We start from the raw sequence: 26,653 nt of genomic DNA, 5'->3' as shown, positions 1-26,653 counted from the left end.
TTTCAGACCGGATAGATAATTTTAGCTAAGTTAAAGTTATTGGTTGATTTTGTATAGAAAAATACGCTTGGAAATGTTTCTCCAAGCGCATTTATTTGACTGTCTTTTTTTACTAAAATATCCTTAATTCAATTGAGTATCGTTGGTTATTAGTAACTACAACTAAATATGTTCTATTCGTAGCACCAAAAAAGCTAAAATCACACTAATAATCCGGAATTTATAATAGCTCCTAGACCAACCTAACCATTATACACACTTTCACATGTTCCAGGTGCTGGTTCATAAAAACAATGATCTTTAAATTGACCAGCAAAAGGTTGACCATACCATGTTGGAGGGCATGGAGCATATGGATTAAAATACCAAAGAGCATATTTCCCTGGGTGTTCTCTCCAATAATCCAAATTCTTCTTTGCTAATCTTTTTTCAACAGCTCTCGCTCCTTGGTAAAATAAATTACCTTTTTGAACAGCTTCAAAAGAATAATTTCCTCCTTGTATTTGAAAAATGACATCTTCAATTGATCTTAAATCTCTGAAGTCTACACAATTGGCTACAAGACGATTAACAATTACATTTCCAACATATAACATTCCTTGCTGTCCTTCACCTTCGGCTTCTGCCCTCATCATCCTTGCCATTAAATCAATGTCTGAACTTTTGTATTTTACTCTCGGCATTTTTTCACCCCAAAAGTATTATATGAAAAAAAGCCTGGATTGATGTCATTTTTATACCTTTACTCAACTAACCTGCCCGGTCACTTGAACAAGAAAGGTGCACATTATGTTCCAAACGTGCAACAAAAAAGCCAACTAAGTGTTGGCTTAACTTGGTAAACTAAAGCATCCGTTAGTTGCAAGAAGAGTTTATTATCCTAACACTTTGGAATATTAAATAACTATTTAATATGTTTATTGTATTCTAATTGTTTTTGAACTCCTGACCTATCAATTTGAATCCAATACTCGGAAATTTTTTCATCTTCTATCTTATATACGGCACTTGTCATTTGAGTTATTGGAAGTCCTGTAGGTTGATATCCATCGACTACTCCTACGTGTGCACCTACTTGTTTCCAGCGGACATATACTTTAGGTCCTTGTACCAATAATTCTTGAATTTCTAAAGAATAATTACCATAGGCTTCAATCATTTCTCTTACGTGTTCAGCATAATCTTTAGGTGTCCTTAAGACTGTTTGTTCTTCCTCGGATACAATTTGATGAGCCAATACTTGTTCGGACATTAATTGATCTGAGTAGTCTGGATTTTTACCTGATCGTACTTCTTCAAAAAATTTTCTAATTATTTGTTCTGGTGTCATTTGAACACCTCCATATTTATTTTAATGCTTATTCTACCAGAATTGATTCTATTATTGCTATTCAACTAAACTGCTGCGTTAGTACAAATATATTCGACAAAATAGCATTCTATCTTCTTAGATCAACACCCCTCTTTGAATAAAAAAAGGAGTCGTATTAACAACTCCATAATTAATTAAAAAAACAATCTATTTCTTATTTAAGGGAGCCAATCATGACAATTATTAGCTAATTGCTGTAATTCATCTATAAATATACTTGCGTGATATCCGTCGCAAACTGCATGATGTAATTGCAATGAAATAGGTAAAAATATTTTACTTTCCTGATTAAAATATTTTCCCCCTGTAATGATAGGTAATAAAAAGTCTCCATCATTATTTATATTTAGGTTAAAACCAGTAAAACTAACCCATGGAATACTGGATATTGGAAATGAATTTTTTGGTGTATTATTTTTCGTAAAAAGCCCCTTTTTGTCAACGTATTGCTCTACATCTTTTTGTAATTTTTTATAAAAGACACTAAATTCATTAGAGAACTCAGTCCAAATACATGAGAATGATTTGTTATCACTATGGAAAACTGTATATTCCGGAGTCATTTCATCCCAATAACCAAGGAAACCATCGTCATTAAAGCAAGTTCTAAATTCTTCATGAGAATTTACTATTCTACTGAGCATATAAATAAAGGTGGGGTATAGCTTTAATTCCTTTTTACGAAGCTGTTCCAGTAGCGTTGTGATATCAATATTTGCTGTTAAGCTAAAAGTACACTTTAAATTTAAATAATGCTCAAAATATGGACTTCTATCCCAATTTTCTCTATCAATAAAATTAAACTTCATTTAATTAGCCTCCTAAAATTTTGTATTGAGTTTTTAGGAGGCTAAATTAACTGTTCTGACCAAAACCCTCACCTCAAATAATTATTTGTATAAAATTCTAAAGCAAATACAGTCCTTCTTCAACTAAAGCACCCGTTAGCCATCCATGTAGCGCAAAATCAGCGCTACACCACAGAGAATGAAAATGTGAAAAACGGGTATAGGATACTACGGCTGGGAGAGGAAGGTCGATGAACTATGGTGCCATAGAGCCCATCCGTTAGTCTGACTCCAACGACCACGGTGCATCACAGACTGTCGCTCCCTTACGGGAAGCACTCATGGGAGATTAATCCTACTCTGGTTATTGCACCAGCCTCCAATACTAGTTGCCGTAGAAAGGATGATTACAATGGAAGTAATCATTGATCGTGCATGCGGTATGGATGTTCATAAAGACTCCATTACTGCCTGTATTATTACACCAAAAGGAAAGGAGATTCAAACGTTTTCCACTAAGACTGTATTTCTACTACAGTTAATTGACTGGATTAAGAAGCATGATTGTACCCACGTAGCAATGGAAAGTACCGGCGTATTTTGGAAGCCAATAGTTAACTTACTTGAAGCAGAGAATATTGAATTTTTAGTAGTGAATGCTCAGCATATGAAAGCAGTACCAGGTCGCAAGACCGATGTGAAAGATGCAGAATGGATTGCCAAGCTCCTTCGGCACGGTCTACTTAAAGCAAGTTTCANTTGTACCCACGTAGCAATGGAAAGTACCGGCGTATTTTGGAAGCCAATAGTTAACTTACTTGAAGCGGAGAATATTGAATTTTTAGTAGTGAATGCTCAGCATATGAAAGCAGTACCAGGTCGCAAGACCGATGTGAAAGATGCAGAATGGATTGCCAAGCTCCTTCGGCACGGTCTACTTAAAGCAAGTTTCATTCCGGACCGTAATCAACGAGAACTACGAGAATTAGTTCGGTACCGACGGAGTATTATCGAAGAACGTGCAAGGCAACATAATCGAATTCAAAAGGTGTTGGAAGGTGCTAATATCAAACTTGGCTCCGTTGTTTCCGACATTATGGGTGTTTCGTCTCTTGATATGCTTCGTGCTATCGCCGATGGCGAAAATGATCCTGAGAAGCTAGCTAGCTTTGCCCGTCGATCAATGAAGAAGAAAAAGAGTGAACTGGAGCTAGCTCTTCGAGGGTAATAGTTAGGTGTAGTTGCAGAGTACAATTTTTGGTAAGACCAGGTATATCTTAAAGAAAGACTCGTCTAACTTGACAATTTACTTCTCCACCGATGATCTAATAGGAGGGTGGTTCTTCTATAACTCCGGTTGGATTCCATTCCCGGCATCGCCACTCGAATGGCGGAACAGATCTTAGCCGAAGTCGGTACGGATGTCGAGAAGCAATTTCCCAGTTCGGCGCACTTATGCTCCTGGGCAGGATCCTGGGAGCCCTGTATAGGCGTACTGCATCAAGAAAGGGAAAAAAACGGGCAGGAATATCTGTCGCTCATGCCATTTTAAGAATCTCCTATTATCTCTTAAATCGCAAAGAGATGTACGTAGATTTAGGAGAAGATTACTTTGACAAGCAAAAAGAACAATCGATTGTACGATATTCTGTTCGGAGACTTGAAAACTTAGGATACAACGTTACAATCACTGAACCAAATGCCTCCTAATCCAACCCATAATTTGATCCACATTTAGGCGCTGCACTTTTTTAAAAAATAAATGAGCTGCGTCTGATTTCGTATTGTCTTTTTCTCTAAATCGAAGATTTTAATTTTCATGGGAGTTGAATAAAAAAGGAATATAACATACCCAGAAGGTAGTTAATCTAAAATCATTCATAAATTTTGATTAATATTTGTAATTTCATGAATAACGAACTGAACTTCGTCGCTGTTTTTGATTACAAACAAATAATCTGCTTCATCTTCTGTTGGTTCTGTCACATCAATTTTATGTGACTCAGCTTGTTGCCTAATAAGTACCTCCTCAAAAGTAGAAGCACTCCTAAATATATTTGTACTTCGGCGACTTTCTGTTACTCGTTCACGAAGAATATGTTCTGGTATATCAAGATTAACGAGGATGCTTATAAACCCTTTTTCATTAAAATGTCTGAGCAGTTCCAAACGCCCTTTTCGATTACGATTTGAGTTGCAAAGAATGAGATGATAATTAGTCTGTTCAACAGCATAATCTACAACAGTTTGAGTGATGGCATACTTAATAGTATTAGTCCCTTGTTTTGGTATTAAGTTTTTATAATATGAATTGATGAATTCAGCATGGTTATCTTGGTCAATCACTACTGAGTTGTTCAACTCTTGTTCTAAAGCCTTTGCAAATGTTGTTTTCCCACTATGGGTTTTCCCTACTGTAATAATTACTATCCTTTTCATCTAAAATCCCCTAAATTTTTTTAATTCTTTCCGTGATTATTAAGTATAATTAAGCTTTCAGTTATTGGGACAAAAACCCTTTTTTACTTACCTCTTATTCAACTAACCTTCGCCGTTGATTTAACAAGAAACCCCCTATTCACAAATCAAAGATTAGTTCTCTGATATTAATCTTACAAATTCAGCAAAACTCGGCAGAGAGTCCGATTCCGGAACCTCGTTATATGAATAATTTTTAAAAACTCCAACTATATCTAGTTGACCATCTTCAGGTAACGCATCTAATTTGTCGCCCAATGATTTTTTTAAATCTTCTTCATTTGAAATATCGAAGTAGATATTTCCATTTTCAAATTGCCATAACGTGTGTGGCATGGTCTCTAAATTCTCATTTACTATAAAGAAATAATCACTTTCTCTACGAATAATGGAGCCTGTTACTTCAAATTCACCAGCGAATTTTATAAAATAAGCTGTTGCGTCATTAATTGTCTCCGTTTTTACATCTGAAACGATTAAATCAGCTATTTGGTTATCCTTTTTTAATTGATCAGGTGAAAAGATACTTAAAGTATCGGCGATGGTACGATTACCTGAAATGGAAGATCCCAGTACATTCTGATAACGACTAATTATTTCCTTTTGCCTTTCATTTTCGATTTGTAATGAACTCATCTCACTAGTTAATTGATCATTTTTCCTAGATGCTTCCAAGCTAGCTATTTTCAAATCTAATTCTAATTCCTCTTTATCTACTAATAACTTTGCATTTTCTTGCTTTAATTGTTCATTTTCTTGTTTTAAATTATTCTCAGACCCATTATTAGAACACCCACTCATGATTAATATAGAAAGTATGATAAACGTATATAAATATTTCATATACACCCTCCCAGTTTCAACTACTCATAACTTTTCATTATCCATTCGGATAACCCGTTAATTCATTAAAATAGTTTAAAATTTTACATATATTAACTTATTCAACGCCACTCTCACATAAACCTTCTTATTCCACTAAACTGACCCGCTCTTCACAAAGTTTATAGTGATTTAAATCATATTCAAATAATTTGAATTAAAACTAATTAAGTCCGGAAAAGCCACTCGCTTTCCACGGGCGAATCGCCAAGCCTCCTCCTCGCTACGCTGAGAGTACTGAACAACTGTCTATTCTTAAGATAAATATTTTTTCATTTCTAGAAAATCGTTGAAAAAGGCGACACTCCTGCGGGAATAGCGTTAGCCGAAGACCCCTCTAACTACGCGAAGAGGCTGAGGCAACGCCCGCGGAAGAGGAGCTTTTCAACGATTTTCTTATCGATTGGGTTATTGTACAACTCAATCTGAATAGCTGATTATAGGGACTTTTTCAGTGCCCTTGCTACACTCGTGTGGGGTTTTTTATTTGTATTAAGAAATTTTATGAATAAGTTTATATATTTTTTAGAAATTGTTTAGATGGATTTTAAGTTCGTTGGCTAAGATGATTTCAGGAACAAAAATCTAAAAATTAATTGGAGGGGGAAAAAATTTAAATGGTAACTCCAACTAAGATTATTAGAATAAAATGGTTGGCAGTCATAATAGGATTAATTCTCATACTTCAAGGATGTAATTCAAACAAAGGTGATGAATCAATAATACAAGCTAAGGAGAGTGAAATCGTGAAAGTAGGCATTGATGAGGAACTACTTCGAGCAGCTGAACGCGGAGAGACTGAAACTATAAGAAATCTGATAAAAGAAAGCGTCAATATCAATGTACAGGATTCAAACGGACGTACCAGTGTCATGATTGCAACTTATAACAATGACGTGGAAACCGCTAAAGTCCTTATGGAGGCAGGTGCCAATGTTAATATTCAAGATAACATGAAAAACACTCCTTTCCTATATGCTGGCGCAGAAGGATATCTTGAAATTCTGAAGCTAACAATCGACTCAGGAGCTGACCCATCTATCACTAACCGATATGGAGGAACTGCTTTGATACCAGCATCAGAACATGGATATGTAGATGTAATTAAAGTGCTTCTTACTCAGACAAAAATTGACGTTAATCATATCAATAACCTTGGTTGGACTGCTTTAATGGAAGCAATCATTTTGAATAATGGAAATGAGACACAACAACAAGCAGTTCAATTACTCATAGATCATGGAGCTGACGTTAACATACCTGATAAAAACAACGTGACCCCTTTACAACATGCTCGTGAGAAAGGCTTCAAAGAAATAGAGCAAATTTTGTTAAAAGCAGGAGCAAAATAAAAAATATAATTAGGAGATGACAAGATGAAAAAAGCAAAAATATTAACACCTATATTAATTGGATTAGCATTAGCAGTAACAGGATGTAATAAGGAAGCACAGAACAATCAAAACGAGCAAGAGCAACCACAACAAGAAGTTCAAACTGTTACAGAAGCTCAAATCACGGATTTACAGCCGTTAAACGCAATGACATTACAAATAACTTTCTCTGAGCCACTATTGGAAGAAGACATTAATCCAGAGAACTTAGATAACATTAAGAAAAATTTTGAGTTTGATAATGATTTAAGTATAGTGAATGTTCCTCGCCTAAAAATTGGAGCTGAAAGCACATATATTATCCCTGTTACTATACAAAAACCAGGAACAACATATACAGTTGGCTATAAAGGTGGCGAAAAACAATCGTTTGCAGCAAGTGAGGAGAAAATTAATTTAAGTCAAACGAAACAAGTCACGAACGATACTTTTGAAATTGAATCTTTTAAAGAAGATGGCGTAACAGATTATGCTAATATTATTGAAGCTTATCGAGCTGGTAGAGGGGATCTTTCTTTCCAATTAAATGATGAAAACAAAGACGATAACGGAAACCAATACCAAGTAATTTCTTCTTTACGTGATCGTACAGTGACAATAACATCAGATAATGGAGAAAAAATAACAGCAAATTATGTTCCATTTACTCAAGCAGCAGATGGTAGACAAGCACCAAAATTCCGTTTATCAGATGGACAAATTTTAACACCTGGTACAACATATACTGTGTCATCTGATTGGGCAACAATTAAAAATCCAACCTTCGAAACGAAAGAGATTGCTCCGTTGACAGTCAAATCAGCAGAAGCAATTGATGATAAATCATTCCAATTAACATTAGATAAAGATCCTGGTATGGATTTACTTGCAGGTCGAAGCGTAGAATTACAAGCTGAAGATGGTAGCAAGATTCAAGCACAATATCGCTTCTCTTCCCGTAAAGGTGCAGTTGGTATCTTTGATGTTAAAGACAATACATTAAAACCCGGTGCAACATATATTGTGGTTCCAATGACTGATTGGGCTACAGCAAGTGATGTATCCTTAGTGACTTAATAGTATAAGAACAACGAAATACCAGATCAGAGAAATGGAAATAGCTCTGATCTGGTATTTTTTATACTACTCTATTCTCTGGCTCTTTATTCTCCAATACAGCTTTAATAGCGTCAGCATTCATTTGCATCATAGCAATTCTCGTACGAATACTTGCACTTCCGATATGCGGTAGCACAGTAACATTCGGTAATGTGAGTAATGGGTGGTCTAATGGAACTGGCTCCACTTCGAATACATCTAGACCAGCAGCCCATATTTTATTTGTCGTTAATGCTTCGTATAGGGCTTGTTCGTCAATGACTCCACCACGCGCAACGTTAATAATTGCTGCGGTTTCTTTCATCATTTCTAGTTCACGTTCTCCAATTAATCCCTTCGTTTCCGGTGTTAATGGCGTTAACAGAACGATGAAATCTGATTCCTTCAGCAATGTATCTAATTCTGCATACGTAAAACCGTACTTTTCCTCGGATTCCATTTTTCTTGTTCTATTATGGTAAAGAACATTCATATCAAAACCTTTTGCACGTCTTGCAACTGCTTCTCCGATGCGTCCCATCCCAATAATTCCAAGTGTAGCACCGAAAACATCCATTCCAGTAAGCTGCATTGGTGACCAAGATTTCCACTCACCTGCTCGAAGATAGCGCTCTGATTCCGTCACACGACGAGCAGTAGCTAAAAGCAGTGAAAAAGCTAAGTCCGCTGTTGTTTCTGTTAATACTCCTGGTGTATTTGTCACGATAATTCCATTCTCTTTAGCCGCGCTCACATCAATATTATTATAACCAACCGCTAAGTTACTAATTACTTTTAAGTTTGGTAAGCTCTCTAATAGTTCACGATCTACTTTGTCTGAAAGCACTGTCCATAGAGCATGAGCATCTTTCGCTTCTGCTTTTAATTGCTCATAGGTCATTCCAATTTCATCACTATGCCACATGTTCACTTCAAATTTTTCTTTTAACGGGTTCACTACTTCATCTGGTAACTTGCGTGTTATCAATATTTTTTTCAAATCAGCAACCTCCAAATAATCTATAAGTTCAAGCATGGACGAAAGTATGAAATTTTGCAACTGCATTTACAATGCTAATTTCGTAGGGTATACTGGGGGCACATAAGAAATCAAATTGTCTTGAAAACGCTTGCCAGTCGAGGCGTGCCAGTACGAGGTGGAAGCGAATTGAACTAAAGGTTCATGAGCTTACAACGAAGTGCCAGCAACGAAGAATGAAAGCGTTTGTCAACAATTTGGAAAACTACATACCGTTTTTCTGCACTAGGGGTGCCCACTTTGGCTGTGATGAGAGCTTTTTAGCTCCGATCCCTTATTACTCGATCAGGATAATACCTGCGTGAGGAAGTGCGGTGACTTTCCGAATTTTTTTATATTGGATAAGTGGCTGCATCTTCACGGATGTGGTCTTTTTTTATGAAAAAATTTAGGAGGTTTTATTATGCAATGTGGCTTAAGCCCGATTGTCGGATTTCGTTTTTCGTTACATCCGATGACCAACGATTTTATTTCAGTAATTAAAGGAGCACTACAAGAAACCGATACGTGCAATGTGTGGATGCATACAGATGATGTGTCCACAGTAATTCGTGGGAAACAAGTTCATGTGTTCAATGTTGCAAAATCGATTACACTTCACGCTGCAAAAACGGGTGTACATATTGCATTATCCGGCACTTTTTCGGCTGGTTGTCCTGGGGATAGTGCGGGAGATGTGTATCTAAATAAAGGTGATGAAGTGGCAAATATAGATACGACAAAACAATACGTATCTTCTCAATTTGCTCTATATCCGATGAACAACCCAAATTATATGGACGTTATTTATCGAGAAGTGGACCGTGCGAAGGAACGTGGTGTTTTCAACGAATCGATGCATTATGCGAGTGGGATTCACGGCGATATTCATGATGTTTTTGCTTTTTACGAAGAGACATTTACACACGCTCGCTCTAAGGAGCATAAACATTTAGTTATGACAGTTTCGATGAGTATTAATAGTCCTTCACACGGAGGTCTTTAATATGCTGAACTCTTGGAAGTTAAAAGAGATTGTACTTATGTCTTTGTTTGCAGTAGTGTTTGGAATTGTATATTTATTGTTCGTGCATGTCGGCAATATTTGGGCTGGATTTATAGGTCCCATTGCGTATGAATGGATTTTCGGGATATGGTTCATCGTGTCGATCATTTGTATGTATATTATTCGTAAGCCGGGTGCTGCGGTGGTTTCAGAGACGATTGCGGCTGCAATTGAAGTGTTATTAGGTAATGCAGTTGGTCCAAGATTAATCCTCTCTGGTTTGATTCAAGGGCTTGGTGCGGAAGCAGTGTTTGCAGCGACTCGATATAAGCGTTTTGATTTGTGGGTATTGATGTTAGCTGGTGTCGGTTCTTCTGTATTTAGTTTCGTGTACGGGTATTTCCTAGGTGGATTTGCAGTGTATAGCCCTGGTTATGTTGCGTTAATGCTCGGTATCCGAATACTAAGCGGAGCAATGATCGCTGGCCTTGGAGGAAAAGCATTATCCGATGGGTTACTTGCAACAGGTTCTCTTAGAGGATATGCAATTTCCCGCTCGAAAAAAGGTGAAGTTCGTGCATGATGTCATTCAATTTGAACGGGTGACTTTCTCCTATCCAGACGAGGAAAATCCAGTACTTCAGGAGCTTTCATTCTCGATCAGTCAAGGAGAACGCGTTGTCATCACAGGTCCAAGTGGATGTGGAAAAACGACTTTACTATATTTATGCAATCGGTTGTATCCAGAAAATTGCGATGGCATTTTATCTGGCACAGTGAAACTTTTCGGCAAAGATAGCCTTTATTTTATTCCCGGGGAAATAAATCATCGAATCGCGACGGTTTTCCAAGATCCCGACTCCCAGTTTTGTATGCAAACAGTGGAACAAGAGCTCGCTTTCACCCTTGAAAACTTGCATGTCAATCGTGAAGAAATGGATAAACGTATTAGTGAAGTACTGGCTTTAACGGATTTATGCGAGTTTCGACACGCTGTTATCCAATCACTTTCTGGTGGCCAAAAACAGAGGATTGCTACAGCATGTGCTCTTATTATGGAGCCAGAAATTTTATTGTTAGATGAACCTATTGCTCATTTAGACCCCTATACGGCAAAAAAATATATCGAGTGGTTAGATGATTTACAACATAAACGGTCCATCACAATAGTAGCTATCGAACACCGGCTTGACCTATGGGGCAATTTTTTTGAACGAAGCATTCCGTTGCATAAAACGGAGGTTGCTGCTCCTTTGGAAAAACGAAATAGTAGCAAAATAGAAGAAATTTCGCTTGCCGTAAATAAAGTTCGAGATAAATCTTTCTTAAAAGACATTAGTTTTCAGTTAAGTCGCGGTGAAATAACCGTACTTGCAGGTCCAAATGGGAGTGGAAAATCCACATTGATGAAAACTCTATGTCAGTTAATCCCGTCGAGTGGAACTGTGCAGCCAGATTTTTTAGGATATGTGCCACAATCACCAGAGTTTTTATTTCTCACAAAAAATGTACGAGATGAAATAGGTTACGGCGGTGGTAGTAATATTGATGAAATGCTGTCTCGACTGAAACTAGAGAATATTGCTGATGCTCATCCGTTTGCTATTAGTCATGGTCAAAAGAGACGAGTAGCAATTGCTGCGATGCTTTCTGATGGACGTGAAGTTATTCTAATGGATGAGCCCACTTCTGGTCAGGACGCTGTTGCTTTGTCTGAGTTATTTCAATTAATAAATGAGCGAGCACGAGAAGGAACGACGTTTTTAATCGTAACACATGATATGGAGTTTGCTTACTGTATCGCAGATACGGTTCTACTAATGGATGGTGGCAGTTTGACTGGGAAGTTTCCAGCGAAAGATGTTTGGAGCGATGAGCGATTACTTCAAAATCATCATCTTCTTCCTCCGAAAGGATTGATGCGTCATGAAGCATGCTTTGCATAAGATGAATCCTTCGGTGAAGTTTTTATTGATTACCATTTGTATGTTTACGATGGCGTTCTTCTTTGATCCTTGGACCCCTTTCGTATTTTGGATTGGTATACTCGTTCTACAACTATTGTTTAGTCGCATTGATTGGAAGAAATGGCTATTATTTATGCTACCTTTTTTCGTGACAGCATTCGGCTACTTTTGGACTACACTCGTTTTTGCCGAAGATCAATCCGGACCTGTAATTTGGTCCATTTGGAATGTGCATGTTACAGAAACACAGCTGAATCATGCATTATCGTTAAGCTTTCGTGTACTCGCTTTTTCAAGTCTATCGCTCTTGTTTGCTTTAACAACTAATCCCACCACTTTTATCATGAGCTTAATGCAACAATTAAAATTATCACCAAAGATCGCTTACGGTGTAATGGTTGGCTATCAGTTTTTGCCCGTGTTAAAGGACGAATTTATGCACATTGGGCAAGCTCAGCGTTTGAGAGGAATCACCCAAGAAAAAAATGCATTTCAACGGCTTCTTGGCACTCGACGAGTACTAATTCCTATGCTTGCAGGTGCTGTTCGAAAAGCCGAGCGAGCAGCGTTCTCAATGGAAGCACGGGGCTTTACTGGAGAACGAAGAAGCAGCTATTTTCAAGTTATTAAGGTTGGCAAAATAGATACAGCTTTAGCTGTTGTGTTTTTACTAGTGCTCGTGTTGAGCTGTACGAATAGATTATGGCTTGATTTTTAACATAAATATTTTACTCCTGCTTTTAATTCGATAAGATAAAAGCAGGAGTTTTTCGTTAAAACTTAAAGGAGTGTTGAGGATGTCACACGTTGCTTTGCTAAGGGGTATCAATCTTGGGAACAAAAATAAAGTGGATATGAAATCGTTAAAGGTACTATTTGAAGAGTTGGGCTATGAAAATGTGCGTACGTATATACAGACAGGTAATGTGATCTTTGATAATTCATCCTATAATGTTCAGCAGATTGAAACTTCGCTTCGTGATACCTACGGATTTGATATACCCGTTGTCGTTCGGTCGAAGGAAGAGCTTGAAGAAATTCAACAGAATTCTACTTTTTTAAAAGAGCAAGTATATGTCATGTTTTTAGAAAAAGAAATTTCTGATGAACAGCAAGCATTGCTCCGTAGTTTAGTTGATGACGAATTTGTCGTGTTGAATCGTAGAAATGTGATAATAAATCTTACAAAAAGTTATCATCAGACAAAATTTACGAATACTTTCTTTGAAAAGAAGCTTAAAATGATCTCTACTGCGCGGAATCAAAATACAGTAAATAAGATCATATTAAAAATGTGAAAAGGTATCCGCCTAGTAATAACATGAACTTTTTTTATATGATATTATCCGATTTTACTGGGTGATTATCCGGTTTCGACGCTGTATTATCCGATTATCCCGAGTGGTTATCCGATTTTGACTCTTCATTATCCGATTCTTACTTACAAGTTTCCAAATGTAAATGAGTTTCCACCATGTTGAGAGGTGGAAACTTTTTTAGTCGCTTTCACGCTATATTTAGTCTAGCTTAGCCATTTATTTCAAGCGAAAACACATTTTCAGGAAGTTCACATGTGCCTTATTAGACGTCTCATAAGATTAAGTTATGAAGATCTATAAATACAATAAAATTTTCTAATCACACTCTTTAGGTTAAGCTTAAACTAGAACAATACAAGGGGGATTTATTATGTCATTTATTTTTAAATCAATCGACCATGTACAACTAGCAGCTCCTAAAGGTTCAGAAGCTATAGCAAAACAATTTTTTGGTGAATTACTAGGTTTTCAAGAAATAGAAAAGCCAGAAATGCTAAAAAAGAAAGGCGGAGTATGGTTCGGATTCGGCAACTATCAGATTCATATCGGTATTGAAGAGCCATTCGCTCCAGCTAAAAAAGCACATCCAGCTTTTGAAATAGAAAATCTAGAAGCATTAAAGATACATCTAACGAAAAATGAAGTCAGCTTCATTGTAGATACAGATTTACCTGGAGCAAACAGAATATATGTACATGATCCTTTTGGTAATCGAATTGAAATATTGGAATGGAACTAAAAAGAACAAAAAATATCGTTCCTCATCCTGCTTTAACAAATACTCAAACTTGAAAGAATGGTAAAATTTAGGCTATTCCAAACATGTACTTGACTACTTTTAAGAACAAAAAAGATTCTGGCTACGTCCCAATAAAATCGGTTGTTTACTGTTTTACTTTCGACTGATGAGAATCAGGGTTGTAGCTGTTCTTTTGTATAGCTTTTTATGTCAAGAACAGACTTTCATGTTGAGCCTAAGTTTATATAGTAAATGTAGCAAAAGAGGCTTCTATTTCTTTGACTGGATCCCCAGTCCGCCATTCGTCTGAGTTCCCGAGACATGCGCATATATAAGTAGTATCATTTAGCTTCAAGGTTTTCCGATAGTGTACATGCCCCATTACGCTTACTTTAATATTGTACTTCTCATATAGTTTCTTGTATTCATCACTTCCGATAAATGCATTGAAATACTCGAACACGCTATTTGGCATTGGTACTATAAATTCAGGATGTGTCACGATATGTGTCATCAAAATAACTTTTCGTCCTTCTACCGCTTGTAGGTCTTCTTCAATTTTTTTATAAAACCAACGATGTATTTCCAGATTAGACATACCCCAATGTACGAAATAATAGTCTTGCCAGGTCCGACCATTATATGTCATTTTCGCAAATTCTTCTTGCGAAAATTTCGGATTCCCAAAGCTATGATCATACCATCCAGAGTTCCCAACAATTGCCCAATCATCATTTATAAGACAAGGCTTTTCTAGTAGTGTCGTTGCGTCCGTTCTAAATTTTTCATATATCAATTTAGTATCTGTAATACCGTTTATTTTTGACCAATAATCATGATTTCCTGGAACAAATAACACTTTACAAGCACATTCTTTTTCTAATTCCTGTAAAAACTTAAGGCTTGTCAAATAATCGTTTGAAATATCGCCTGCTATTAGTAATAACTGAATTTGTTCTAAACGAACTTTTTCAGCCACTATTTCTACATAGCTTTGTCCTCCACTAAGCATCTCTGCATTTCTATCAATATGTATATCCGATAGCACACCTATCTTCATACTAAGCCTCCTCTTTCAAATGACAGCTTACGATATGATTTTCTGTAATTTTCTTGAATGTAGGTTTTACCTTTTTACAAACCTCCATAGCTAACGGACAACGTGTTTCAAAAGTACAACCTGGTAGCAAATCACTTGGACTTGGAATATCTCCCTTTAAAACGATATTTTCTTGACCATTATCAAAGGCTTGGGGAATGGAGGAAAACAAGGCTTGTGAATAAGGATGCTTGGGCATTAAACTTGTTTCATCCGATTTAATGATTTCTACAATTTCTCCTAAATACATGACTGCAATGCGATCACAGAAATATTGAACGACATTTAAATCATGAGAAATAAATAAGTATGTCAATTGATATTTTCTCTGCAAATTTTTTAATAGATTTAAAATTTGTGCCTGTACGGAAACATCCAACGCCGAAACCCCTTCATCAACGACTATAAATTCTGGATTCAATATAATAGCCGACGCTATAGCTATACGCTGACGCTGACCACCACTTAATTCATGTGGCATTCGCTTTAAATAGTTTGCATCTAATCCAACATCCTCAAGTGTTTTGATAATAAGCTCTTGACGTGATTCTTTTGTACCTATTCCATGAATCTCCAATGGCTCGTTTAAAGTCCACTGAATCGTTTTCTTAGGATTTAAAGAGGAGTACGGATCTTGGAAAACAATTTGAACTTTCCTACGCCAAGCCTTCAATCTTTTAGAAGAAAATCGTGAAATGTCTTCCCCTTTGTATAATACCTTTCCACTTGTCTGTTTAATTAGCTGCAAAATAATCTGTCCTGTGGTAGATTTTCCGCAGCCACTTTCACCTACAAGGCCAAACGTCTCACCACTATGTAACTGAAGAGAGAGGTTGTTCACAGCTTTAACAAACGTATCCTTGGCCCAAAAGTATTTTCTGTCAATCTTATACTGTTTCGTTAAATCTTTCACTTCAATAATAGGCTCTATCATATTACTTCAGCTTCCTTCGTATAAAGATGACAACTAACCTTTTGTTCTCCAATCTCAAGGCTTTTAGGATACTCATATTTGCAAATCTTCATAGCATTTGCACAACGATCTACAAACAGGCATCCACCTTTTCGTTCCTTAAGCGTTGGAACACGTCCAGGGATTGTATGTAATTCTTTTCCTCTTTTCTTATGATCAGGTATAGATAATATCAACCCTTTCGTATAAGGATGCTTTGGATTATTTACTATCTCATTCACTGTTCCTTGTTCAATAATACGTCCAGCATACATGACGAATACGCGATCACAAATTTGTCGAATTACACCCCAATCATGGGAAATGAACAACATTGAAGTACTTCTTTTTCGCTTTATTTCTCTAAACAACTCAAGAATTTGTGCTTGAATCGTTACATCGAGCGCAGTCGTGGGCTCATCCGCAATGATTAAATTTGCCTCTCCAATTAAAGCAATAGCAATTACAATACGTTGTCTCATTCCACCTGATAATTGATGAGGATAAGATGCATACAGCTCTTCAGTACGTGGAAGCCCAACCTCTTTCATAACCTCAATAGTCCGCTTTTTCCGTTCTTCTTTAGATAATTTAGTATGTTTTTTTAACACTTCTGATATTTGTTTTCCAATTGTAAGCAATGGGTTCAAAGAAGTCATTGGTTCCTGAAAAATCATAGAGATTTTGTTACCTCTAAGCGATTGCCATTCCTTATTGGAGAGTCCTATTAGATCTTTTCCATTTAGTTGGATTTCACCATTAATAATATTAGCGTTGCGAGGAAGAATTCCCATTACGGATAAAGAAGTTAAACTTTTTCCACAGCCCGATTCTCCTACGATTCCCACAACTTCATTTGGTTCAACTGAAAAGGATATTCCTTGAAGTGCACTAAATTCTCCATCCGGGAATGAAAATGCTACTTCTAGGTTATCCACTGTTAAAATTGGTTGAGACACTACATTTCCTCCTATGCCTTTTTATCTCTCAGGTCTCTAATTCCATCGCTAAGTAGGTTGAATCCAAGTACCATTAGCATGATGACTCCCCCTGTAATAATTACATAAGTAGGAGACGAAACTATGAAAGGCTGCGCCTCTTTCAACATTCTTCCCCAACTTGGATCCGGAGGTTGCACACCTAGTCCTAAATAGCTTAAGCCTGACTCTGCAAGAACTGATCCTGAAAAACTGAGTGTCACTGCTACAGTAATAGATGAAATTACATTCGGTAAAATATGCTTGACAATGATACGCATTGAACCGGCACCCTTAGCTTTACTCGCTTTCACAAAATCAAATTCCTTAACTTGTATGAATCCACTTCTTACTATTCTGGAAAACGAAGGAATAGTCATAATCCCTAAAGCAATAATCGTATTTTGCATCCCCGTATTAAAAACTGAAACAAGGACAATAGCTAATAAAATTCCCGGAAACGCCATCATCGCATCAATGAATCGCATAAAAATCTCGTCAATCCAGCCACCAAAGTAACCTGCCACCGCCCCAATCAAAAAACCAAAAAACAAACCTATTGTAACTGATAAGGTACCGATTAAGAACGCAGTCTTAGAACCTTCCATCACTCGACTCAAAATGTCACGCCCAAAGTTATCAGTTCCAAATGGATGCTCTATAGAAGGAGGTGCTAAACGATTCTGCGGTTCCATTGCATTTGGGTCATAAGGTGTGTAAAAGAGACTGCAAGCCATCATCAGGAAGAGAAGTACTACAAGTGTGACACCAATATTAAAGGGAATACTTTTATTTCTTTTCAAAAGTCTCAACCTTTCAAACGGATTCTTGGATCGATAATTCGATAAAGTAAGTCAATTAAAAAGTTAATTATGACAACAAAAATGGCAATGTACATAACCATTGATTGTATTAATGGAAAATCACGGGAAGTGATAGATTGAATTAATAAATTTCCTAAACCTGGCAAAGCAAAAACATTTTCTATGATTATACTGCCTCCTATTGTATCTGCAATAATCATTCCCATAATTGTTAAAACGGGTAGGAAGGCATTTCTTAATACATGCCCGTAAACAATAGAACGTTCACTTAATCCTTTTACTCTAGCAGTTCTCACATAATCCATTTTTGATTGATCAAGAATCGTGTTTCTTAAATATCTAATAACTACAGCAATATTGGTTACAGCAATTGCAAGCGATGGTAAAAAGAAAGACTTGAGTGCACCCCAAAAGTCGTCAGACCAAGGTACATAACCGAAAGTTGGGAACCAATTTAATATAACCGCAAATAATAGAATTAAAAGAAAGCCAAACCAAAAAGAAGGAATTGCAATGCCTAATTGTGTAAAGATTGAAAGAACTACCGAATACCATTTACCATCTGTACGAGCTATTAATATCCCTAATGGAATGCCAATTAGTACGGTGAATAGAATGGATAGTATTGCTAAAGAAAATGTAACTGGAATACGATCTTTTAAAATATCCATAACAGGGATTTGGTATTTCAAGGAGTCACCTAAGTCTCCCTGAAATACCCCCTTAATCCAATCGATATAGCGCTCTAAAGGAGGTTCGTTTAATCCTAATTTTTCCTCTAGTTGAATAACCTGTTGTTCATCTGCATCAATTCCTAAAATTATTTGAGCAGGATTTCCTGGTATTATTTGAAATACAAAGAAAATAATAATTGAAATAAACGTAATCGTTAAAGTGAAAGTAGACGCTTTATACAATAAATACTTCAATGCCGAAATCCCCTATCGTAATCACTCAGTAAATTCAAGATCCTCTAAATTATACTTTTGTACTGGATACATTTTAAAACCAGTCAAACCATTTGCCATTGCTATTGAACGGTCAGGGTCCATAATGAAAACACTAGCTGCTTGCTCCGTAAGAATACGTTGAGCTTCTTTATAGAGATTTGCTTTTACTTTTTCATCAGTTTCTTTTAAAGCTTTGTCAATAACATTATCAAGTTCAGTATAGTTAAATTTAATAAAGTTTTTAGGATAATCACTTACAAAACGCCCTACCACTTCATAAGGATCTAATTTACCAGTGAAACTAATAACTGTTGACTCATACTCTGCATTTGTATAGACTCTCTCTAACCATGTACTAAATTCAATTGGCTCGATTTCAACATTGATATTAATTTCTTTCAATTGATTCGCTAGCATTTGAGCTGTATCTACATGGAACTGATAGTCGGACGGTACTGTTAGTTGAAGATCAAATCCTTTTTCAAATCCTGCTTCTGCAAGTAGTTGTTTTGCTTTTTCAATATCTGTTTTATAGTAATCTTGTAAGCCATCTTCAAAATAATAGTCCATTGCTGGGCTGAAGTTTGAACCAAGTTTAGTCGCCTTTCCTTCTGCAACAGTTTTGATTATTGTATCTTTATCGATTGCATAGTTGATAGCTTGTCTTACTCGGAGATCATTTAACGGTTCAAATGAGTTATTTAATGCCATTAGCTGAACCATGTTTTGTGGGCCAGACACCACTTCTACCGAATCACCTAGTTGTTGTAGACCTTGTTCCGAAATGCCCGGAAGCACATCAATTTCACCAGCTTGCATCGCTAAAATAGAAGACTCTGCATCAGGCATGATTTTAAATTGTACCTCATCTACTTTTGGTGTTTTTCCTTCCAAGTAATATGCTTCATTTTTTTCTAAAACTAATTGTTGCCCTGCTTTATACTCCTTGAATTTGAAGGGTCCTGCTCCAATTGGGGTCTTACTTTGTTCTTCATAATCACTTGGTACAATAGCTACTATGTTTCTTGCTAAAAAAGAGGAATCCCTTTCTTTTAAAGTGACAACTACTTCAAAGTCACCTTTTGCTTCTACTGATCCAACGCCCGCAAATTTAGAACTCATCGGCTCTCCAGTCGTAAGACCTGCTAATTTAGAATACGAATAGACGACATCTTCTGCAGTAAAATCTGAATCATCATGAAACTTTACCCCTTCTTTTAACTTAAACGTATAAGTTAGACCGTCTTCAGAGACTGTATAGTCTTCAGCGAGATTGGAAATTAGTTCTCCTTTTTCGTTGGTATCCAGTAATCCATCAAACACATTGTCCATCATAGAAGAAGAGTCAGTAGAAGCAGATAGGTAAGGATCTAAATTGTCCACTTCCGTTGCCATCGCAATACGAACTACTCCACCACTTGCTTTTTCTTTCGTTTCTGTACCTGTAGCAGCTGATTCTTTCTTTGATGCTGAATCGTTCGATCCACAACCTGCAAGTATTAATGATGTTAAAGCGAATACCGATAGTCCTTTTTTCCATGAAGCTTTCATTTTTAAATTCCTCCAATTTATAAGTTAATGGTAAAACCATCTGACGCTAAGCATATTTCCTCGGTTGTATACTTACGTACTTCTTCTATCAACTGTTGAGTTTCACCAAAATGTGGAAAATGAGTTAATACCGTTATCTTTGGTTTAGTAAAATTGACTATCTCTGCTACTTCAATTGTAGAAAGATGCCCCTTTACGAAACCTTTTTGCTTTTCAAAAAAACTACACTCGACGATAAAAATATCTGCAGATTTCCCAAAATTCTTAATAGTTTCTGTCATCCCTGTATCTGCAGAATAAACAAGTGTTTTTCCTTCTGTATTAACTACTTTCATAGCAACACATGGAATTTCATGTAGATTTTCAGTAAACGACACTTTTAAGGGACCTACAGTAATACTTTCTTTTAATTTAATAGGATGAACATGAACTATATCTGGAAATTCAAAAGGTAATACTGAAAAATTATCTTCGTAAACATAAATATCTAACGGACGCTTTCGATTGCCTAATTGAGTTTGAATAAGCATGGCATACTCTAAACTATATATATCTGCCATGTGATCCGTGTGTGTATGACTAATGAAAACCGCATCTAATTCTTCAAGTTCAATATAATTTTGAAGCTTAGCTAATGCACCACTTCCACAATCTAAAAGTATATTTATGGATTTTTCTTGTACCAAATAACAAGAGGTTGCTCCGTTCGGACTAGGGTAAGCTCCCCAATACCCAACTGTTGTTACTTTCAATTAAATCACCTTCGCTTCAATGTCTATCGTGAAAAATTTCAAATTTTGTTTCCATTTCTTTAATATTATCCATCACATCATCTTTGCCAATATAAGCAATCTCGTTTACTATTGCATTGCAAACCGAAACTGCAGAGGTATAAGAGTCCAAAAAACTTTTAGATTTACTTTTGACTAAAAATACAATATCAGCATACTCACAAATTGGTGCAATTTGACTATCAGTGATAGCAATTATTTGAACTTCTTTTTCCTTTGCTATTTTTGCAATAGTTAACGTCTTTTGACAGTACCTAGGTAATGAAGTTACAAATAATACATCACCCTTTTTAAGATAGGTAACATATTCTGCGGCTTCCCCTTGTGGAATCATCTGGCTTTTGCCAAGCATATATTTCAACACAAATTGCATATAGGATGTAACCGAAATACCCATTCTCCACCCAGCCACCCAAATATGGTCAGCATCTAAAAAATAGCGTGCCGCAAGGTGGATCCTATCCTTCTGTATTCCTTGACTAGTCTGGATAATGTTGTCTGCTTCCTGCAAAAAATGTTCTTCCAACCACGACTCTTGTTTCATAGCGGTTTTTGTAATGAAATTATTTACCGCTCTGTGATCATTTTTAACAAATTGATGAATGTCCTGTTTCATTTCAAAAAAGCTTTCGTACCCTAGAGCTTTGGACAAACGATGGACTGTTGCCTCGCTTACATTCGAAGCTTCTGCAACTTTTTGGGCAGTATGGACAACAATTTCTTGCGTATTTTCAAGCATATAATGCGCAACTTTCTTTTGAGCATCACTTAATGTATGAAAGGTCTGAGTAATTTTTTCTGTAAAATTCACCATTATACCTCCTCTTTGACTCGTTCTCTCGTGAATAAATCAAGTGCAGGAAAAAGTTCTTTAATATTGGAGATTTTCAATATATCAGGAATCTCTTCAATACCAATATTGTCGAATGGGTTGATAAGAATGCTATCCATTCCTACCTTCCGACTACCAAGTACATCATCATAATAATTATCTCCAACATATAAACATTCACATACTGGAATATCAATTTGCTCAAGCGCATGTAAAAAAATTCGTTCATCTGGCTTTTCAATCCCGATTTCAGATGAAATGATTACTTTATCTAATAGAGGAAGAATTTTCGTCTTTTCAAGCACATCTATGGCGGTTTCATCCCAGTTAGAAATTAACCCTACGCCAATACCTGATGTTTTTAGTTTCTCTAACGTTGAAATAGTCTCTTCGAATGGTCTCCATTCAGGTTTTATTTCACTTCCAAGTATGTATCTCTCTTTAGTGAGATCATCACACTGAATATGTAAATATTCGTTAAGTCTTTTATAATAATCATTCATAACTTGTTCAGTTTTTTTTCCAAGTGCTCCTGGATGCTCACGCATGTAGTATTTGTCTGCCAAATGAAACGCCAGCATTAATTCCTCTATTGACTTTGAAATTCCAATAGTCTGAAGCCTCTCATAATACATTTCTTCCCGGTTGATATACGCCAAGGTGTATCCTAAATCAAACCAAATAAATCGAACTACTATAGTAACCACCTTCTTTCTTTTTTATAAAACCCCTATCTGTTTACAAACTTATTGTAGATTCAAAATGTTTTGCAGGCGTTAACAAAATGTAAAGAGTTCGTGAAGAAAAAAAATCAAAATTATTTACCTTGAAGGAAAACCTACATAATGAAGAGAAAAAAGTCTGCTATTCGTTCGAATTTGAATGAATAGCAGACTTTTTATTTTGGACACAATGCCCTTTATAAAACTGGGGTGTTTTCTATTTCTACTTTTTTAGATTTTTTTAAGAAAGGTCTTTTCTTTTTCACAGATCCATTCCAAGAAAAGTTAGTTCCCATTCGTAAAATATACTCAAGTGGACCACGGTTGAATTTTTTCAAATACAGAGTGCTACACACACACTGTAGAGCAAAAATTACTAACCCAAGAATAATACTATTTACCATTCCAAAATCTCCGAATAAACCTAATCCGTAACCATAAAAAATAGAAGTACATAGAACAGTTTGCATTATATAATTCGTTAGTGAAAGCTTACCTACGCTTTCAAATCCACGAAATACTACTGATTTCGATAATGATACAAAAAGAATCGAAAATGCTGCTATATATCCGATTGAAAGCAACTGCGCACCAACATTTAATAATATGGATGACCAAGCATTCTCTTGTAACAATATACTAACACTTTTTAGTCCAATACCTATTGGTAATAGTAATGCTCCAACCTTATACCATTTTTGTTCCAAATGCGGTTTAGTAAACATGTTCCCTTTCGCAGCTGCCATACCAAACAAGAAAAGTGGGGCTGTCAAAAAGGGAGCTAATATTAAGACGAACAAAATAAAAAATTCATTTTCCAACAACAATGGATCTTCATTATTTCGATGATACTTAATTTCTGAATATGTATCGTTTTTATAAATATCATTTGTTTTGACTATATAGGATGATAGTTTTTCTTTTTCTTCCTTCGTTTCTTCATATATGCCGTATCCCATGGCGTTAGTCAAAACAAATAAAATAATTCCCCATATAATAAGTGTTTTCTTTTTTCTGTTTATAAACATTAAGAGAAAGAAGCCCATTAAACCGTAAAAAGTCAAAATATCCCCTTCCCATAAAAATGTACTATGCAAAATTCCAAAAACCATTAGAATTATAAAACGTCTCACTAAGTGTCTTTTTACTTTGACGTTTTTACTTTTTAATGACTCCACCAATTTAATAAGTGAGTATCCAAATAAGAACGTAAAGATTGGCATGAAGCTACCTTCTACTACTATTTTAATAAATTTGTAGGCACCGGCATCCATGCTTGATAAGGAAAAGTAAGATATTTCATCTTTTCCCCAGATTCCATATTGAAATATAAGCAAGTTCGCCAGTAATATACCAAACAGGCTAAGCCCCCTTAAGCTGTCTATTAATCTTACTCTCTCCATTTTATTAGTAATCCTCCTAGAATTTTCTATCGCTCATTTGTTAGTATAAGATAGAAAGCTTATCTCAAAATGAAACGTACCTTAAAGAAATCTTAAATTTTGGAGTTGAAATCATTGTTTAATGCGAAAATATTAGTTGTGGATGATGAACAAGCAATAGGAGACATGGTAGACATCATATTAAGAAAAGAAGGATTTAACAATATCAATGTTTGTACAAGTTTTAAAGACGCCACTGCACATATTACACAAAATACGTATGATTTATATATATTAGATATTATGTTACCTGATGGAACAGGTCTCGATTTAGCAGAACATATTAGAAAACAATCAGATGCACCGATCTTCTTCTTAACAGCAAAAGCAAATGATGCAGATAAAATTAGAGGCTTTATGTACGGAGCAGATGATTATATTACAAAACCTTTTAACCCAATGGAGCTTGCTGCTCGCGTGAAAGTACAAATGAAAAGATACTTACCCTCCATTACAAAGTCAAAACCATTATATGATTTCGGACGCTTTCAATTAGATATTCAAGCAGCAGAGCTTACCGTTGCAGGAAAAACTACTGTATTAGCCGGAAAACTATTTCACTTACTCCATTTCTTTTGTGAACATCCTGGACAAGTATTATCAAAAGAACAAATTTATGGGCAAGTATGGGGCGAGGAACATTTTATCGATGATAATACCATTATGGTGCATATTCGAAAGTTACGAGAGAAAATTGAAGTGAACCCAGGAAGTCCACAGCTTCTCCTGACAATTCGTGGAATTGGCTATAAGATAATTAGCGAGGAACACTGACATGAGCTTATCAGGCAAAATGACTATACGGTTTTTAGCATACTTCGTTGTGTTTTATGGCTTTTTACTTATTGCATCTTCCGGGCTAACAGCATTTGTAATTTACGATATTATAAGTACTAGTAGTTATACAAACATTCGCGATTTAGATGCTTTTGAGCTAGAGGAAGACATTAAAAAGGATATAGATGGTACTTATCATTTATCCCAAAAACTAATCGACTCTGCAAATGCAAATAATGGGGTTGTTCAATTAATTGATAAGAAAGGCACTGTGCTTGCAAGTTCAAAAAAAGGGTATAAGTGCTGTACGAGTTACCTTATTTCAGATTTTGTAGCAATGTCAAAATCTAACGAGGCTTTTGTTTGGATTCAAGAAAATAGCTTGTATTTAGTATTTATTGAAAACCATCCTGCAAAGCAATTATTATCAACAGCAGTTCAGCAATACCCTGATGAGTTATCTATAGACATAAAAAAACAACTATCTGATGCCGAAGCTAGCTTTGAAATATACGATGCAGTCGGAAAACGTCAACAAGTTGTCTTCGGGGCATCTCAAAAAGCGCTGAATGGCGTTGAAATCCTCGCCGGCTCTCATGATTATACGGAAAGAAAAGAAATTGTTGCTTCAGAATTATTGGAAGATGGAACTACTGCTGTTGTACGAATGAGTAATTCGCTCTATCATCCATTTGAACCTGCATTTAAAAACGGTCTCAAAAAATTCGCCTTGGCGATTTTGATTTTTCACATCCTACTTTTATTATTTATAATTCTCTTCTCCTTTTGGATTGGAAATCGATTTGGGCGTCCTGTTTTATACTTTTTGAGACGAATCGAAAAGTTGGGAAAACAAGACTATGCTTCATTAGATGATCGAAAACTTCGTACTAAAAAAACTGGCAGATTTAAACGTAAATACCGTGTATATGAAGATATAGATCAGTCACTATCTCAGTTAACACATACGTTAAAAGAAAACGAACGGAAAATTTTGCAAACGGAAAAACTTCGTGAGGACTGGATTACTGGCCTTTCACATGATTTAAAAACGCCACTTAGTTCCATTTATGGCTATTCAACGATGTTATCTTCCAAAGATTATGAATGGTCAGATGATGAGGTGAAGACTTTTGCAGAAACGATGAAAGAAAAAGCCAGTTATATGGATGCACTCATTGATGATTTGACCTATACGTATCAGCTTAAAAACAATGCCATAGCTATAGAACGATTAGACATCAATTTGTATGACTATATATATAACTATGTATGTAACTCCATTTGGCCAAACTTACATGTGCCTTCTCATCATTCCAATGTACATGTATTTATTGATCCAAAGTTATTTGCAAGAGTGCTCGATAATTTAGTTGGAAATGCGATTAAGCATACTCCAGAAGGAACGAACGTATTTATAGAAATTGGGCAAAAAAAAGAACAGGTATACTTACAGGTAAAAGATGAGGGGAATGGGATTCCTGCCGAAGAACTAGAAAACCTATTTGACCGTTATTATCGAGGTACAAATACAACATCTGACGTTTCCGGAACAGGCTTAGGACTCGCTATAACGAAACAACTTGTGGAAGCACATGATGGAGAAATTCGAGTGGAGTCAAATAATCAAGGAACAATCATCACCATTATTCTTCCTTCTATATAGATAAAAATAATCGTCCATCAGTAATAATGA

26 protein-coding genes, 2 pseudogenes and 1 riboswitch are annotated in these 26,653 nt (G+C 36.0%); of the genes and pseudogenes, 12 read left to right on the top strand and 16 right to left on the bottom strand.

Going from position 1 to position 26,653, the window contains the following annotated elements:
- Positions 1–242 precede the first annotated feature (242 nt).
- The 3 genes from FG384_RS17675 to catA all read right to left on the bottom strand — a co-directional run bounded on the left by FG384_RS17675 (position 243) and on the right by catA (position 2,181).
- Entirely contained in the window at positions 243–683 is a 441-nt protein-coding gene (locus FG384_RS17675; RefSeq protein WP_142644011.1) for a cell wall hydrolase, read from the bottom strand.
- 221 nt (positions 684–904) lie between these two features.
- Entirely contained in the window at positions 905–1,330 is a 426-nt protein-coding gene (locus tag FG384_RS17670; RefSeq protein ID WP_142644010.1) for an ester cyclase, read from the bottom strand.
- Positions 1,331–1,530: 200 nt separating this feature from the next.
- Positions 1,531–2,181 (bottom strand): type A chloramphenicol O-acetyltransferase, encoded by a 651-nt coding sequence (gene catA / locus FG384_RS17665; protein ID WP_142644009.1) that lies wholly within the window; start codon positions 2,179–2,181, stop codon positions 1,531–1,533.
- Positions 2,182–2,572: 391 nt separating this feature from the next.
- Between catA and FG384_RS17660 the strand changes: the two are divergent.
- Together FG384_RS17660 and FG384_RS20530 are read left to right on the top strand one after the other, a co-directional pair.
- Positions 2,573–2,899: pseudogene (locus tag FG384_RS17660) on the top strand (IS110 family transposase); the annotation flags it as partial.
- Positions 2,900–2,920: 21 nt separating this feature from the next.
- A pseudogene (locus FG384_RS20530) lies at positions 2,921–3,870 on the top strand (IS110 family RNA-guided transposase); the annotation flags it as partial.
- A 168-nt stretch (positions 3,871–4,038) separates the two neighbouring features.
- Here FG384_RS20530 and FG384_RS17650 read toward each other — a convergent pair.
- Together FG384_RS17650 and FG384_RS17645 are read right to left on the bottom strand one after the other, a co-directional pair.
- The gene (locus FG384_RS17650; RefSeq protein WP_142644008.1) at positions 4,039–4,599 is read right to left on the bottom strand and encodes an ATP-binding protein; all 561 of its coding nucleotides are present in this window, start codon (positions 4,597–4,599) and stop codon (positions 4,039–4,041) included.
- Between the two features lie 153 nt (positions 4,600–4,752).
- Positions 4,753–5,487 (bottom strand): hypothetical protein, encoded by a 735-nt coding sequence (locus FG384_RS17645; protein ID WP_142644007.1) that lies wholly within the window; start codon positions 5,485–5,487, stop codon positions 4,753–4,755.
- Between the two features lie 650 nt (positions 5,488–6,137).
- Here FG384_RS17645 and FG384_RS17640 point away from each other — a divergent pair.
- Positions 6,138–6,872, top strand: a complete 735-nt coding sequence (locus FG384_RS17640) for an ankyrin repeat domain-containing protein (RefSeq protein WP_142644006.1) — start codon at positions 6,138–6,140, stop codon at positions 6,870–6,872.
- Positions 6,873–6,896: 24 nt separating this feature from the next.
- Positions 6,897–7,970: a hypothetical protein gene (locus FG384_RS17635; RefSeq protein WP_142644005.1), complete on the top strand. Its 1,074-nt coding sequence runs from the start codon at positions 6,897–6,899 to the stop codon at positions 7,968–7,970.
- Between the two features lie 61 nt (positions 7,971–8,031).
- Here FG384_RS17635 and FG384_RS17630 read toward each other — a convergent pair whose 3' ends face one another.
- Positions 8,032–9,027, bottom strand: a complete 996-nt coding sequence (locus FG384_RS17630) for a 2-hydroxyacid dehydrogenase (protein ID WP_205961820.1) — start codon at positions 9,025–9,027, stop codon at positions 8,032–8,034.
- 220 nt (positions 9,028–9,247) lie between these two features.
- A riboswitch (TPP riboswitch) is annotated at positions 9,248–9,355 on the top strand.
- A gap of 78 nt (positions 9,356–9,433) precedes the next feature.
- On the opposite strand from FG384_RS17630, the gene FG384_RS17625 reads away from it, so the two are divergent.
- The 6 genes from FG384_RS17625 to FG384_RS17600 all read left to right on the top strand — a co-directional run bounded on the left by FG384_RS17625 (position 9,434) and on the right by FG384_RS17600 (position 14,040).
- The gene (locus FG384_RS17625) at positions 9,434–10,015 is read left to right on the top strand and encodes a YkoF family thiamine/hydroxymethylpyrimidine-binding protein (protein WP_142644003.1); all 582 of its coding nucleotides are present in this window, start codon (positions 9,434–9,436) and stop codon (positions 10,013–10,015) included.
- Between the two features lie 4 nt (positions 10,016–10,019).
- Positions 10,020–10,598: an ECF transporter S component gene (locus FG384_RS17620; protein WP_240793476.1), complete on the top strand. Its 579-nt coding sequence runs from the start codon at positions 10,020–10,022 to the stop codon at positions 10,596–10,598.
- Positions 10,591–11,961 carry an ABC transporter ATP-binding protein gene (locus tag FG384_RS17615; protein ID WP_240793468.1) on the top strand — a complete coding sequence of 457 codons (1,371 nt, stop codon included), beginning with the start codon at positions 10,591–10,593 and terminating at the stop codon, positions 11,959–11,961. Before FG384_RS17620 ends, FG384_RS17615 begins: the two co-directional genes overlap by 8 nt.
- The gene (locus tag FG384_RS17610; protein WP_142644000.1) at positions 11,942–12,700 is read left to right on the top strand and encodes an energy-coupling factor transporter transmembrane component T family protein; all 759 of its coding nucleotides are present in this window, start codon (positions 11,942–11,944) and stop codon (positions 12,698–12,700) included. Before FG384_RS17615 ends, FG384_RS17610 begins: the two co-directional genes overlap by 20 nt.
- A gap of 79 nt (positions 12,701–12,779) precedes the next feature.
- Entirely contained in the window at positions 12,780–13,280 is a 501-nt protein-coding gene (locus FG384_RS17605; RefSeq protein WP_142643999.1) for a DUF1697 domain-containing protein, read from the top strand.
- 391 nt (positions 13,281–13,671) lie between these two features.
- Positions 13,672–14,040: a VOC family protein gene (locus tag FG384_RS17600; protein ID WP_142643998.1), complete on the top strand. Its 369-nt coding sequence runs from the start codon at positions 13,672–13,674 to the stop codon at positions 14,038–14,040.
- A gap of 241 nt (positions 14,041–14,281) precedes the next feature.
- Here FG384_RS17600 and FG384_RS17595 read toward each other — a convergent pair whose 3' ends face one another.
- The 10 genes from FG384_RS17595 to FG384_RS17550 form a co-directional block, all read right to left on the bottom strand.
- The gene (locus tag FG384_RS17595; RefSeq protein ID WP_142643997.1) at positions 14,282–15,100 is read right to left on the bottom strand and encodes a metallophosphoesterase; all 819 of its coding nucleotides are present in this window, start codon (positions 15,098–15,100) and stop codon (positions 14,282–14,284) included.
- A 1-nt stretch (position 15,101) separates the two neighbouring features.
- A complete protein-coding gene (locus tag FG384_RS17590; RefSeq protein WP_142643996.1) occupies positions 15,102–16,073 on the bottom strand; it encodes an ABC transporter ATP-binding protein in 972 nt (323 codons plus the stop codon).
- Entirely contained in the window at positions 16,070–17,050 is a 981-nt protein-coding gene (locus FG384_RS17585; RefSeq protein ID WP_142643995.1) for an ABC transporter ATP-binding protein, read from the bottom strand. Before FG384_RS17585 ends, FG384_RS17590 begins: the two co-directional genes overlap by 4 nt.
- Positions 17,051–17,061: 11 nt before the next feature.
- Positions 17,062–17,880 carry an ABC transporter permease gene (locus FG384_RS17580; protein WP_240793467.1) on the bottom strand — a complete coding sequence of 273 codons (819 nt, stop codon included), beginning with the start codon at positions 17,878–17,880 and terminating at the stop codon, positions 17,062–17,064.
- Entirely contained in the window at positions 17,877–18,821 is a 945-nt protein-coding gene (locus tag FG384_RS17575) for an ABC transporter permease (protein ID WP_142643994.1), read from the bottom strand. Before FG384_RS17575 ends, FG384_RS17580 begins: the two co-directional genes overlap by 4 nt.
- Positions 18,822–18,842: 21 nt before the next feature.
- On the bottom strand, positions 18,843–20,393 hold the full coding sequence (locus FG384_RS17570; RefSeq protein ID WP_142643993.1) for an ABC transporter substrate-binding protein: 1,551 nt from the start codon (positions 20,391–20,393) through the stop codon (positions 18,843–18,845).
- Positions 20,394–20,410: 17 nt separating this feature from the next.
- On the bottom strand, positions 20,411–21,145 hold the full coding sequence (locus FG384_RS17565) for an MBL fold metallo-hydrolase (protein WP_142643992.1): 735 nt from the start codon (positions 21,143–21,145) through the stop codon (positions 20,411–20,413).
- A gap of 16 nt (positions 21,146–21,161) precedes the next feature.
- A complete protein-coding gene (locus FG384_RS17560; protein ID WP_142643991.1) occupies positions 21,162–21,998 on the bottom strand; it encodes a MurR/RpiR family transcriptional regulator in 837 nt (278 codons plus the stop codon).
- Complete coding sequence (locus tag FG384_RS17555; RefSeq protein ID WP_240793465.1) at positions 21,998–22,723, bottom strand: HAD family hydrolase; 726 nt, start codon at positions 22,721–22,723, stop codon at positions 21,998–22,000. The genes FG384_RS17560 and FG384_RS17555 overlap by 1 nt, the downstream gene beginning before the upstream one ends.
- Positions 22,724–22,935: 212 nt before the next feature.
- Positions 22,936–24,141, bottom strand: coding sequence for a DUF418 domain-containing protein (locus FG384_RS17550; protein ID WP_142643990.1), 1,206 nt, complete (start codon positions 24,139–24,141; stop codon positions 22,936–22,938).
- Between the two features lie 114 nt (positions 24,142–24,255).
- Between FG384_RS17550 and FG384_RS17545 the strand changes: the two genes are divergently transcribed.
- Positions 24,256–24,954: a response regulator transcription factor gene (locus FG384_RS17545; RefSeq protein WP_142643989.1), complete on the top strand. Its 699-nt coding sequence runs from the start codon at positions 24,256–24,258 to the stop codon at positions 24,952–24,954.
- Position 24,955: 1 nt separating this feature from the next.
- Positions 24,956–26,623, top strand: coding sequence for a sensor histidine kinase (locus tag FG384_RS17540; protein WP_142643988.1), 1,668 nt, complete (start codon positions 24,956–24,958; stop codon positions 26,621–26,623).
- Positions 26,624–26,653: the final 30 nt, after the last annotated feature.

Source organism: Psychrobacillus vulpis (assembly GCF_006861825.1).
GTDB lineage: Bacteria > Bacillota > Bacilli > Bacillales_A > Planococcaceae > Psychrobacillus > Psychrobacillus vulpis.
The sequence above is the reverse complement of the archived record's forward strand: the minus strand, read 5'-3'. Positions and strand labels throughout refer to the sequence as shown.